The organism is Streptomyces sp. WMMB 322 (genome assembly GCF_900090145.1).
Lineage (GTDB): Bacteria > Actinomycetota > Actinomycetes > Streptomycetales > Streptomycetaceae > Streptomyces.
The window spans coordinates 262,514-275,348 of the sequence record NZ_FMHI01000007.1; the positions used below are offsets into that span (position 1 = coordinate 262,514).

General features: G+C 69.8%; 9 protein-coding genes. 5 read left to right on the plus strand and 4 right to left on the minus strand.

All coding sequences use genetic code 11. From position 1 onward, the window contains the following. Positions 1–19: 19 nt before the first annotated feature. On the plus strand, positions 20–1,051 hold the full coding sequence (locus H180DRAFT_RS14335; RefSeq protein WP_055486427.1) for an ATP-binding cassette domain-containing protein: 1,032 nt from the start codon (positions 20–22) through the stop codon (positions 1,049–1,051). Then, positions 1,048–1,905, plus strand: a complete 858-nt coding sequence (locus H180DRAFT_RS14340; protein ID WP_055486428.1) for an ABC transporter permease — start codon at positions 1,048–1,050, stop codon at positions 1,903–1,905. Before H180DRAFT_RS14335 ends, H180DRAFT_RS14340 begins: the two co-directional genes overlap by 4 nt. 71 nt (positions 1,906–1,976) lie before the next feature. Here the strand turns inward: H180DRAFT_RS14340 and H180DRAFT_RS14345 are convergent, their stop codons facing one another. Then, positions 1,977–2,501: an LOG family protein gene (locus H180DRAFT_RS14345; RefSeq protein ID WP_055486490.1), complete on the minus strand. Its 525-nt coding sequence runs from the start codon at positions 2,499–2,501 to the stop codon at positions 1,977–1,979. Between the two features lie 22 nt (positions 2,502–2,523). On the opposite strand from H180DRAFT_RS14345, the gene H180DRAFT_RS30085 reads away from it, so the two are divergent. Then, on the plus strand, positions 2,524–4,599 hold the full coding sequence (locus H180DRAFT_RS30085) for an NAD-binding protein (protein ID WP_254666026.1): 2,076 nt from the start codon (positions 2,524–2,526) through the stop codon (positions 4,597–4,599). 90 nt (positions 4,600–4,689) lie between these two features. On the opposite strand, the gene H180DRAFT_RS14360 is transcribed toward H180DRAFT_RS30085, so the two are convergent. Beyond that, positions 4,690–6,351, minus strand: coding sequence for a glycine/sarcosine N-methyltransferase (locus tag H180DRAFT_RS14360; RefSeq protein WP_107097658.1), 1,662 nt, complete (start codon positions 6,349–6,351; stop codon positions 4,690–4,692). 298 nt (positions 6,352–6,649) lie between these two features. On the opposite strand from H180DRAFT_RS14360, the gene H180DRAFT_RS14365 reads away from it, so the two are divergent. Next, entirely contained in the window at positions 6,650–7,663 is a 1,014-nt protein-coding gene (locus H180DRAFT_RS14365; RefSeq protein ID WP_055486429.1) for a rod shape-determining protein, read from the plus strand. 138 nt (positions 7,664–7,801) lie between these two features. On the opposite strand, the gene mnmA is transcribed toward H180DRAFT_RS14365, so the two are convergent. Beyond that, complete coding sequence (gene mnmA / locus H180DRAFT_RS14370) at positions 7,802–9,064, minus strand: tRNA 2-thiouridine(34) synthase MnmA (protein ID WP_302622445.1); 1,263 nt, start codon at positions 9,062–9,064, stop codon at positions 7,802–7,804. Positions 9,065–9,174: 110 nt separating this feature from the next. On the opposite strand from mnmA, the gene H180DRAFT_RS14375 reads away from it, so the two are divergent. Then, entirely contained in the window at positions 9,175–9,873 is a 699-nt protein-coding gene (locus H180DRAFT_RS14375; RefSeq protein WP_055486431.1) for an N-acetylmuramoyl-L-alanine amidase, read from the plus strand. A gap of 32 nt (positions 9,874–9,905) precedes the next feature. Here the strand turns inward: H180DRAFT_RS14375 and H180DRAFT_RS14380 are convergent, their stop codons facing one another. After that, on the minus strand, positions 9,906–12,755 hold the full coding sequence (locus tag H180DRAFT_RS14380) for a penicillin acylase family protein (protein WP_254666028.1): 2,850 nt from the start codon (positions 12,753–12,755) through the stop codon (positions 9,906–9,908). Positions 12,756–12,835: the final 80 nt, after the last annotated feature.

The following is a 12,835-nucleotide window of genomic DNA, read 5'->3' on the forward strand; positions in this document are numbered from 1 at the left end:
CGGACAAGGGAGGGCAGCGATGCCGACCGAGACGAGCGACGCGGACGTACCGGCGGTCGAGACGTCGGGCCTGGTGAAGGTCTTCGGGGAGAACCGCGCCGTGGACGGCATCGACCTGAGCGTCCCCGCCGGTTCCGTCTACGGCGTGCTGGGCCCGAACGGCGCGGGCAAGACCACCGCCGTGAAAATGCTGGCCACGCTGCTGCGTCCGGACGGCGGACAGGCGCGGGTGTTCGGGCACGACGTGCTGCGGGAGCCCGCCGCAGTACGGGCCAGGGTCAGCCTCACCGGGCAGTACGCCTCCGTCGACGAGGACCTGACGGGCACGGAGAACCTGGTGCTGCTGGCCCGGCTCCTCGGTCACTCGAGGTCCGCCGCGCGCACCCGCGCCGCCCGGCTGCTGGACGCCTTCGGACTCACCGACGCGGCACGGCGCCAGGTCAAGCAGTACTCGGGCGGCATGCGCCGGCGCATCGACATCGCGGCGAGCATCCTGAGCACACCCGATCTGCTCTTCCTCGACGAGCCGACCACCGGCCTGGACCCGAGGAGCCGCAACCAGGTGTGGGACATCGTTCGGGCGGTCGTCGCACAGGGCACGACTGTTCTGCTGACCACGCAGTACCTGGACGAGGCCGACCGGCTCGCGGACCGCATCGCGGTGATCGACCACGGAAGAGTCATCGCCGAGGGCACACCCGGGCAGTTGAAGTCGTCCGTCGGTGCGGGCTCGGTGCATCTGCGGCTGCGCGACGCCGGACAGCGCGGCGAGGCGCACGACCTGCTCTCCCGGACGCTGACCGCCCAGGTGCAACTGGAGAGCGACCCCGTGGCGCTGACGGCACGCGTGCCCGGGGACGGCACCGAGGCCGGCGCGGCCGAACAGGCGGCGCAGGCGCTGGCGCAGCTCACCCGCTCCGGAATCACCGTCGACCACTTCTCGCTGGGCCAGCCCAGCCTGGACGAGGTCTTCCTCGCCCTCACCGACCGTCCGGCACACGAACCCCGGCACGCCGCGGCGGCGGCACCGGCCAAGGAGACGAGATCATGAGCACCGCGCCCACCCGGCCCCGTACGCCCGCTCCCCGCTCCTCCCCCGCGCCGGCCGCCTCGCTGCCTGCCGCGCTGGTCGCCGGGCCCCGGCCGCCGCGGCCGGGCGCCCTGTCCGTGTGCATGACGTTCGGCTGGCGCGCGATGCTGAAGATCAAGCACGTGCCGGAGCAGCTTTTCGACGTCACCGCCTTCCCGATCATGATGACGCTGATGTTCACCTACCTCTTCGGCGGTGCGCTGGCGGGTTCCACAGGCGAGTACCTGCAGTTCCTGCTGCCGGGGATCATGGTGATGAGCGTCGTGATGACCACGATGTACACCGGTGTCTCGGTCAACACCGACATCGAGAAAGGGGTCTTCGACCGCTTCCGCACGCTGCCGATCTGGCGGCCCGCACCGATGGTCGGCTACCTCCTCGGCGACGCCTTCCGCTACACGGCGGCGTCCGTGGTGATCCTGGGCGTCGGGCTGGTGATGGGGTTCCGCCCGGCGGGCGGAGTGGCGGGGGTTCTGGCAGGGATCGCGCTGCTGGTGGCCTTCTCGTTCGCCTTCTCGTGGCTGTGGACGATGTTCGGGCTGCTGCTGCGCACGGAGAAGTCGGTGATGGGCGTCAGCATGATGGTGCTCTTCCCGCTCACCTTCCTCAGCAACATCCTCGTCGACCCGAGGACCATGCCGGGGTGGCTCCAGGCGTTCGTGGAGGTCAACCCGGTCACGCATCTCGTCGCCGCTGTACGGGGGTTGATGGAGGGCGCGTGGCCCGGCGCGGAGATCGCATGGACGCTCACCGCGGCGGCCGTGCTGATCGCGGTCTTCGGGACGCTCACGATGCGGCTGTACAACCGCAGATGAGCGGGAGGCGGGAGACGGACCGGGCCGGTGACGGCCACCGGCCCGGTCCGTCTCCCGGGGCCCCGGCCGGTTCACGCCTCCAGCAGCCGCAGTGCGCTCGCACCGTCGTCGGCGAAGGCGACCAGTTCGGACAGCGGCAGCGGAAGGAAGCCCTCGGCCTCCATGCGGGAGAGCTGCTGACGCAGCCCGTCGTAGTAGCCGGCCGTGTTGAGCAGTACGACGGGCTTGGCGTGCAGCCCGTGCTTCTTCAGCTCCAGGATCTCCGTGGCCTCGTCCAGGGTTCCGGTGCCGCCCACCATGACGACGAACGCATCGGCGCGCTCCAGCAGTTGAGCCTTCCGCTCGGCCAGCGTCGCGGCGACGACCATCTCGTCCGCGTCCGCACGCGCCGAACTCTGCAGGAACTGAACGGAGATGCCCACGAGGCGTCCCCCGTGACCGTGGACTCCGTCGGCGACGACCTTCATCAGCCCGACGTCCGATCCGCCCCACACCAGAGAATGTCCGCGGCTGCCGATAAGCTCGGCGAACTCGCGGGCCGACTCCGTGTACACATCGGCGAGTTCGGCAGCGGAGCAGAAGACGCAGATGTTCAGGGGGGAACTGTCCTTGGAGACCATGGACAGCAGCCTAGGCCGCGGCCTGCGCGGCCACATGGTGGTCTGCGGTGACAACGCGCTCGCGCAGCGGGTCACCAGGGAACTGGCCACGGTCTACCGGCAGCACGTGACGGTCGTCCTGCCCTCGCTGCGCGGCGGGAGTCACGGCCCGCAGATCGCGGAGCTCACCGGGAGGCGGGGGCTGTCGGTCGAGACGGTCGAGGCGAAGGTCCCCGACGACGACGCGCTGTTACGGGCGGGCATCGAGCGGGCCGGAGCGCTGGCGCTCACCTCGGGCGACGACCAGCTGAACATCTACATCGCGCTGCGGGCCCGCCGGCTCAACCCGCGGGTGCGCCTCGTCATACGGATGTTCAACCGCAACCTGGGCCAGTACCTGACGGACCTGCTGGACCGGGCCGCACGGCTGAGCGGCGACCGGCGGGCGGGCGGCACCGCAGCGCAGGAGCCCCCGTCGGACGCCACGACGACGGTGCTCTCCGACTCCGACACCGCCGCGCCCTCCATCGTCGCGGCGGCCGTCGTGGGCAGCGACAAGGTGATCTACGCGGACGGGCTGCTGCTGCGCGCGAAGGAACGCACGCTGCGCACCGTGGACCGCCGCAATCCGCTGTGCACGCTCGCGTTGATGCCCGCCACGGAGGGCGCAGAGGACGACGAGGGCTCCTCCGAGGACGACGAGGGCTCCTCCGACGGCAGCGTGGGCGAGGGCGCCACGGGGACGCGCGGGACGAACGGGACGGGCGGGACGGGCGGCACCGGAGCGTCCTCCCCCGCGGGTGACCGGCCCGGCAGTGACCGGTCCGGGCGGGGCCCCGTCCTGCTCCCGGGAGAAGAGGACCTGCGCGGCCTGCCGCCGCACCGGGAGGCCGTCGTTCTGGAGGCCATCACGCGAAGGAGCAGCCGCGCCGCCGCCGTGCGCGCCCCGCGGCTGCCACGGATGCTGGCCCTCAAGGAGCTGTTCTCGCGACGTCTGCGGTACTCGCTGCTTGCCATGACGGTGGTCGTGTTCGTCCTGGCCGCGGTGAACTGGGGGATCAGCGGCGACTCCCCTCTGCACGCGGCCTATGTGACGCTCCTCGACCTCTTCGCGATCAACGAGCCCAATCTTCGGGAACCGGCCGGTGAGCAGGTCCTCCAACTGCTCGCCGGCCTGGCTGGGATGATGCTGCTGCCGCTGCTGCTCGCGGTGGTCCTGGAGAGCTACGGGGCCTTCCGCAAGGCGGCAGCCCTGCCGACACCGCCGCGCGGGATGTCCGGGCACGTGGTGCTGGTGGGCCTCGGCAAGGTGGGCAAGCACGTACTGGAGCGGCTGCTGGAGCTGAACATCCCCGTCGTGTGCATCGAGAAGAACGACGAGGCGCGGGGCATCGCTCTCGCCCGCAGGCGCCGGGTTCCCACGCTGATCGCCGACGTCACGCGGGAAGGCGTACTCGAGGACGCGAAGATCAAGCGCAGCCGCGCGCTTCTGGCCCTCACCAGCTCCGACGGCATCAATCTGGAGGCGTCGCTCAACGCCAGGCAGATCAAGCCCGAACTGCGGGTGGTGATGCGGCTGTTCGACGACGCCTTCGCCACCACGGTCTACCGCACGCTCCGCGACTCCTATCCCGCCGCGCAGACCCGCAGCCGAAGCGTCTCGGCGCTGGCGGCTCCCGCGTTCGCCGGAGCGATGATGGGACGGCAGGTGCTCGGTGCGATCTCGGTTGGCCGCCGGGTGCTCGTCTTCTCGGCCGTCGACGTGCGCGGCAACCCGCTGCTGGAGGACCGCACGGTCGAGCAGGCCTCCCAGCCGGGTGCGTGGCGGGTGGTCGCCCTCGACACGGCTTCCGAGGACGAGCGCCGCCACGACCTGTCGTCCATGACGTCGGAGGGCGCGGGCTTGACGTCCACCGGCGCGGGGGAGCTCGAGTGGCGCCTGCACCCGGGGTACGTGCTCAAGGCCGGCGACCGTGTGGTGGTCGGCGCGACCCGCCGTGGCCTCAGCCGGCTGCTGGCGGCCGGCCCCACCCGTGACAGGCCGCGCATCCCGGGCACCGGGGAGCACCGGTTCCCCGATCCGCGCACGCCCTGACCCGCCCCGTAGGGGGTCCCCCGCGCGACTGCGAGGGGGACCGTGCCCCGCCCCCCGGTGGGAGGCGGGAACAGCCGGCAAAATCGTTTCTCAAAGCCTGAAGTGGAAGATTCCCCAGGTGAGTTGACGCTCGTTGCCGCCGTTGACCCAGTGGCCCAGTCCCTTTTTCATGTTGGTCAGGTACTCCGAACTCACCTTGCCGGCAAGGCCGGCGACCCCTTCGGCCTCCTGCCGCTCGGTCTCCCGGAGCACGCGGCCGTAGTGGTTGACGAGCTGCTCGCGGTGCTCCTCGAAGCCTTCGCCGCCGACAGGGCTGAACCCGAGCCGGGCCAGCTCACGCCGGTAGAAGCCCGGCGAGCCCATCGTGTCCAGGTGGATGCGCTCCAGGATCGGCTTCAGCACGGCCGTCGAGGTGCCGTCCGCCGCCATCGGGTCGGTGAAGACGAGCTGCCCGCCGGGGCGCAGCACCCGCGTGATCTCCTCCAGTACCCGCGTGCGGTTGCCGCTGTGCAGGAAGGCGTCCTGCGACCAGACGACGTCGACGCTGTCGTCGGGGTAGGGGATGTTCTCGAACGAACCGTCCACCACCTCGATCTTGCCGGTCAGGTCGCGCTGGGCGTTCAGCTCACGGTTCCGCTCGTTCTCGACCTCGCTGAGGTTGAGCGCGATGACGCGGCTGCCGTACGTCTCGGCCAGGTAGCGAGCCGAACCGCCGTAGCCGGCACCGAGGTCGAGGACGACCGACGACTCGTCCAGGTCGAGCTTCTCCGCCATGCGCTGGACCGTGCGGCGGCTCGCGTCGGCGATGGGCTCGTCCGGGCTCTCGTAGAGCCCGATGTGGATGTCCTCGCCGCCCCACACCGATGCGTAGAACTCGTCGGCGTCGGACGAGTTGTAGTACGTACGAGCGGTGCTGACGGCGGCTGAGTATGCACCGCCGCCCTCCTCGTCCATGCGGTACTCCTTCTCCGCGACATGCACAAAGAAGTCCGGCTGCTCCTCACGGTAGGTGTGCTGGAAGTCGCCGTAGGTTTCTATGTGCTGGAATCCCACCTCGGACATGAGCCGGCGGGTGTAATCCTTCCGCAGCGGGAACATGTTGAGGTGATACACGGAGTTGTCGGAGAAGTTGTACCGCATGCGGCACAATCCCTCGTCCAGGTACTCCGGTTCGACCGCGACGTCCTCGCCGCAGTAGTAGAACGTGTGCTTGCTGGAGAATCCACGGTCCAGCATCGCGTCGTAGTTGCGCTGATCCAGGATCAGCACTCCGTCGTGCTTGAGCATCGCGTAGAACTCGGCCAGCGCCTTGCGGCGGTCACGCTCCGAGAAGAGGTGCGTGAAGGAGTTGCCGAGGCAGACGATGGCGTCGTACTCCCCGTGCACGTCCCTGTTGAGCCAGCGCCAGTCCGCCTGGACCACGCGGAGGATGTGACCGCCGTTCTCCATTCCGTTCTTGAAGGCTTTCGACAGCATGTCGGCGCTGCCGTCCGCACTCACTGCGTCGAAACCTGCTTCGAGGAGTCGCACCGAGTGGAACCCGGTCCCCGTGGCGACGTCGAGCACACTCTTCACTCCCCGCTTTCGCAGCAGGTCTATGAAGAAATTGCCCTCACTGTGTGAGCGCTTTTCCCAGTCAATGAGAGAGTCCCACTTGTCGACGAAACTTGGGACATACTCCTCCGTGTAGTGGCCGGTTTCCCGGACATCGACGGGGTTCTCTCCGAATTCCTGCGTCGGTCGCGCGGTAATGGGGTACCTCCGATTGCTGAGAGGGTGGCCTACGGCGCGGCCGACCCGGGACGCCAAGGCTTCAGTCACGGGCACCGCGCGCTCGGACTCCAGCGCATAGCTATCCACTCAGGTCCGGGTCTATGCCACCCAACCGAACGGTCGACCCCTTGTTCGACCGAGAACCGCGCTCCCACCAGCATCTATGCGATCTCAGGTTCCCGGAGGTCGAGTTGCCCTGAAACCAGGACAGTTGGGTATGCTGCAAGCCCACCCAGACAATTCGGCACACCATGCACCGAACACGGCGAGACCACATATGGCGAAGAGCACCTCGTTCAGCACGCGTGACATCGGCATAGACCTTGGCACGGCCAACACGCTTGTATACGCGCGGGGACGCGGCATCATCCTCAACGAACCGTCCGTCGTGGCGGTCGAGTCGCGCACCGGAAAAGTGCTCGCCGTAGGCACGGAAGCGAAAGAGGCAGTGGGCCGCACTCCCGGCTCCATCACTGCGACAAGGCCCCTCAAGGGCGGCGTCATCACCGATTTCGAAGCCACCGAGGGAATGCTCCGGCATTTCATCCGCGTGGCGAAGGTGGGGCGCGGCAGAGGGCCGAGGGTCGTCGTATGCGTCCCGAGCGGTGTGACGGGCGTGGAGCGCCGCGCCGTGCTGCAGACGGCCGCGCGTGCCGGTGCGCGTTCGGTGCACCTCATCGAGGAGCCGATGGCGGCCGCGATCGGTGCCGGGCTGCCCGTGCACGAGGCCCGCGGCTCGATGGTCGTCGACATCGGCGGCGGCAGCACGGAGGTCGCGATCATCTCCCTGGGCGGCACGGTCGTCACGCGCTCCGCGCGGGTCGCCGGAGACGCGCTGGACACGGCGATCGCCTCGTACATCGAGCAGAACTTCGCCATGGGGGTGGGGGAACGCACCGCGGAGGACGTGAAGATGTCGATGGGCAGCGGGATTCCGACCCCCGTGCGCGGCCGGGACAAGGAGACCGGCATGCCCAAGACCGTGGAACTGACCGAGGACCAGATCAAGGAGGCCACCGAGAAGCCCGTCGCGGCGATCATCGACGCGGTGCGCGCCGCCTTCGACGCCTGTCCCCCGGAGCTCTACGGCGACATCATGGAGCGCGGCATCGTCCTCACGGGCGGCGGAGCGCTGCTGCACGGACTGGACGAACGGCTGGCGAAGGAGACGGGCATGCCGGTGTTCGTCGCCGAGGAGCCGCTCAGTTGCGTGGCGGTGGGCACCGGCCGCTGTCTGGAGGAGTTCGACAAGCTGGAGAAGGTCTTCAGCGGGACGGTCCACGGGGGGTAGTTCTCCCCGGAGTCCGGCTGTGGCGGCGGGCCTCGCCCGCCCCGCGGCCCCACGCGCCCCCTGGCCGTCTCCGCGTGGCCCGCCCGGCCGCACAGGTCGCTGCCCGGGGCAGTCCCGGCCCGTTCGCCGCGGGCAGCGTCACCCTCGGCTGACGCCCTTCCCCAGCGCTTCCGGCCTGGGCGCCGCCGGCCGCGCCCGCTCCGTCGTGGCGATCGTCGCAGAGCCGACGACGCGCGTGCCGTCGTAGAGGACGACCGCCTGGCCCGGGGCCACTCCGCGCACCGGTTCGGTGAAGCGGACGCGCAACTCCGCCCCGTCCGCGGCCGGTTCGGCGCTGACCTCGCACTCGCCGCCGTGCGCGCGCAGTTGGGCGGTGTAGATGCCGGGGCCGTCCGGAGGGGTGCCGCACCAGCGGGGCCTGACGGCCGTCAGGCCCGTCACGTCGAGCGAGGCCGCGGGGCCGACGGTGACCGTGTTGTCGACCGGGGAGATGTCCAGCACGTACCGCGGCTTGCCGTCGGACGCCGGGTGCCCGATGCGCAGGCCCTTGCGCTGGCCGATGGTGAAGCCGTACGCGCCCTCGTGGGTGCCGAGCTTCTCGCCGTCCTCGTCGACGATGTCGCCCTCGGACGTGCCGAGACGGTCCGCGAGGAAGCCCTGGGTGTCGCCGTCCGCGATGAAGCAGATGTCGTGGCTGTCGGGCTTCTTCGCGACAGCCAGGCCGCGCCGCTGCGCCTCTTCCCGGATCTCGTCCTTGCTGGTGAGGGTGTCGCCGAGCGGGAACATGGCGTGCGCGAGCTGCCGGGCGTCCAGCACGCCCAGCACGTAGCTCTGGTCCTTGGCGGCGTCGCTCGCGCGGTGCAGTTCGCGGGTGCCGTCGTCGCGGGTGACGATCGTGGCGTAGTGGCCGGTGCACACGGCGTCGAAGCCGAGCGCCAGCGCCTTGTCCAGCAGCGCAGCGAATTTGATCTTCTCGTTGCAGCGCAGGCAGGGATTGGGCGTGCGGCCCGCCTCGTACTCGGCGACGAAGTCCTCGACGACGTCCTCGCGGAAGCGTTCGGCCAGGTCCCAGACATAGAAGGGGATGCCGATGACGTCGGCGGCGCGGCGCGCGTCGCGCGAGTCCTCGATCGTGCAGCAGCCGCGGGCGCCCGTACGGAAGGACTTGGGGTTGGCGGAGAGCGCCAGGTGCACTCCGGTCACGTCGTGGCCGGCCTCCGCGGCGCGGGCGGCGGCGACCGCCGAGTCGACACCGCCGGACATGGCGGCGAGTACGCGCAGCCTCGGGGCGTCCCCGGAGGAGGGCCGGGCTGAGGTGGCGGGCCGGTGGGGGGCACCCCCGGCCGGCGGCTGGGTGGGGGCACCCCCGGCCGAAGGCTGGGGGATGGAAGCGTCAGTCATAACCCGTCCAGAGTAGACGGAACGGCCCGCCGAACCGCAGGCGAGTAACGGCCGCGGCCCGGTGGGGCGACGGCGGAACCGGGGCAGTGGCCGCAGGCGTTTGCAGAGGTATGGGATCGATCTCTCGGCGTGCTGCGATCATCGGCGGAGGCGGTGGTGCGGTGCTCGCCGCTGCTGCTGCCCTGACCTGGGACAAGACCTCACGGCTGTGGTGGCGGCTGCCGGGGGTGGACAAACCGCGCAAGAGCGGCGAGGTCGATCAGCCGGGAGTGAGCTGGATCGCCGCCTCGGAGGCGAATCTGCGCTTCGCGGACCGGCCCGACGACTACGTCATCGACCGCGTCGTGATCCATGTGACCCAGAGCGACTTCCGTACCGCCGTGAAGGTCTTCCGCGATCCGCTGCACGCCTCGGCCGCGCACTACATCGTGCGGGCGAGCGACGGGCGGACGGTGCAGATGGTGCGCGAGCTGGACGTCGCCTACCACGCGGGGAACCGCGGCTACAACGAGCGGAGCATAGGCATCGAGCACGAGGGGTTCGTGGACCGCCCGCAGAACTTCACCGAGGAGATGTACCGCTCCTCGGCCGAACTCACGGCCCGCATCTGCGAGCGGTACCGCATACCCGTCGACCGCGAGCACATCATCGGGCACAACGAGGTCCCCGGCGCCGACCACACGGACCCGGGCCGGCACTGGGACTGGAAGCGCTACATGAGCTACGTGCGGCAGGCACGGGACGGCTCTTCCCAGAGTGCCGGGAACTCCGGGGGCTCCGGGAGTTCCGGGGGCTCCGGGAAGAGCTGAGCCATGCGCACCTGCCGCAGCGGGACCGGCGCTCAGCGGCGGGCGGGGAACTCCACCACCTGCTGATAGGTGGGCCGGTTCTGCCACGCTATCCGCGGAACCGTGATGCCGCCCATGGCCCGGTGCACTATCGAGTCGGCGCAGACCTGGTCACCCGGTTCGCACTCGTCGTCCCCGGGGTACGTCTCCTCGGCCGGGGTCGCGGCCGCCTCGGACAGCGTCGTCAGGAGCATCTCCCGGCACTCGGCGAGCGAACCTCCGCCGCAGTACGGCCTGTCGAGCGGTGAGGCGACCGCCTCGCCCTGCACGCTGCGCAGGTCCTTCTGGACGAAGGACCACCAGCCGGTCTGGAACGACGACCCCTTGTGGGGCTGGCCGGCCCCCACTCCGCCGCCGGAGCCGCCGCTGCCGTTCTGGCCGCCGGAGGGCGACTCGTTGACCGACGCGAGCGAGGTCAGCGACGTGTACAGGTCGTCACCCAGCACGGGCTTGAACTGGCCCTCCACCAGCAGAGGCCACCAGACGTCCAGCACCCGCGCGGCTTCCGCGTGCTCGTAGGTGCCGTCGTCCTTCGCGGCTTCGAGGCGCTGCGAACCCGATTCCTTCCACGCGCGCAACTGCTTGATTGTTCGGGCGAGTTCAGGGTCGGTGACCTCGGACTCGCCGATGACGTCGAGGAGTTCGGGCAGCACCTTCTCGGCGCGCAGGTCGACGGCCGCCGCCTCCTCCATGGCCTGGACGAGCTTCGCGCGCGTCACGGAGCCTTCCTTCACGAGCGCCCCGACGCGGGTGTCGAGCAGATCCCCCCTGTGCACGGGCCCGTTGGCCCAGCCGGCGGAGTAGCTCTCGGCCTGCTTGTTGTTCCAGTTGACGAAGTAGCCCTGGTCGACGGACTGCGGATGCTCGGCGGGAGGCGTGACGGCGGAGGTGTTGGCCTCCGGGTCCCAGTCCTTCCACTCGTACGCCTTCTCCGCCCGTATCGGCTGGTCCGGGTCGGTGTCCTTCGAACGGACGGGATTGTCACCGGAGTTGAAGTAGGCGGTGTGGTCGGCGTCCGCGTAGAACCAGTTGAAGGTGTAGCCGATGTCCTGCGCGGCCTTCTGGAAGCTGCGCGCCGAGGTGATGGCCGACGGGTCGTTGAACTTCTGGAAGCCGATCACCGAGTCGGCGTCGTGGTGGTACGTCGAGCGCAGCGCGGTGAACGCGACCGGCTTGCCGTCCACCGTGCCCGTGTGACTGACCAGCCCGTACGCCGAGCGCAGTGTCACCACGTCGTACGAGCCGGCCTTCGTGCCGTCCGCGAGCGTGGGCTTCCACTCGTTGTGCCGGGAGAGCTTCTCGAAGGGTGTGCACTTCCCGCGCAGCATGTAGCTCTGCGATTCGGTGGTGGGTTCGGCGCCCGACTCCTCGCACAGTTCGACGGCGAAGGTGTCGGTGATGTCCTGGCCCGCGGAAGTGGCGCTCCACGAGTAGTCCAGGCCGCGGCCGAGTTCCACGTAGAAGCTCAGCCCCGGGAAGGAGGCGCCGCGCGAACGCAGCCCCGGCCCGTCGAGTTCCTGCACCATCATGATCTGCGGCGAGTAGTAGCCGGTCTGGGGGCCGAAGACGGCGACGGGATTTCCGGAAGCGGTGTGCTTGCCGGAGACCATCAGGGCGTTGGACATGCCCTTCTTCGCGGTGATGAGGTCGCCGGGCAGCACGCCGTCCGGCTTCGCTCCGCCGTCCTTGCCCGTCTTCTTCCTCGCGGAGGCTCCGGCGCCCTCCTCGTTCTGCGAGTGGTCGAACGCCGTGACCGAGCCGCTCTCGGGGGTGGCCACTCCGCGCGGGTTCCGCGGGGACTGCGCGTACGGAAACTCCTTGCCGTGCACGGTCGTTGTGGCGCCGGCGTCGTTCTGCGCACGCCAGGCCGTGTACGCCTTCTCGCCGCCGGCATCTCCGTACTGCTTCTGGAACGCCAGCTTGGCGAGCGCGTTGCCGACTTCGCCGCCGCCTCCGTTGCCGAAGATGGCACCGATGACGGACGCGATGGCGACGACGTCCGTGACGGTGAAGTCCTTGATCTTCGAGCCGTTGCCCGTGAGGACGTACTCGCCGGGGTGGTTGAGCGCGCCGAGGGTGTCGTCGACGAAGGCGTTGAGCCCGCTGACGTAGTCCTTGATGTCCTGGTAGGCCTGTGCGCCCCGCTCGCCGGAGTCGCGGATGCGCTCCACCTGAGCCTGGAGATCGTCCTCGGTGTAAGGGGCGACGGCCCACAGGCTCTGTTCGAGCTCGCGGTTGCCCTCCGCGCCGCCGGCGAAGGACGACAACTGGCCCCGTCCGACGTGCCGCAGGACGTCGATCAGCCACAACCGGTCCTGACCCGCTGCGTATCCGGCGCCGAACTCCGTCCCGGAACGGGTCGTGCCCTTGATGTGCGGCGTGCCGGTGGCCTTGTCGCGCGTGATGGTCACGTCCGCGCGGGGCTTCTTGACGCTCTCCACCTGGTCCTCGGGCACGCCGAAGGAGGCGTCGTTGAAGTAGTCGGAGAGCTTTTCGTCGCTCAGGCCCGAGTACTCGTGCAACAGCTTGTCGTACGGGCCGAGTTGGTCCGCCGAGTGCTTGGGCCGGGTGCCGACGGCCTTGTGCAGCAGGATCTCCACCAGGCTGGCGTGGCCGTTCTGCCCGGCGGGGAGGATGTCGCGGCACTGGCCCCCGCACGGGTCCTGCGCGGCCAGCGCCGCGGCCTTCTCCGCGGCTGTGGCTTCCGCCCCGGCTGCGAACGCGGGTGAGCCGCCCAGGAGCGGGGCGAGCAGCGCGGCAGCGGCGACGGCGGCGAGCACGCCGCGCAGCCCCGCGGACCGGCTTCTTCTGGAACCTCCGGACGACGCACGGGAGTTGATCACCGGTATCTCCTGTGGGGGTGAGAAGCGGCAGCGTGCGACGAACGTTAACCCCCGGTACTACTCCTGGGTAGAGGGCCGGT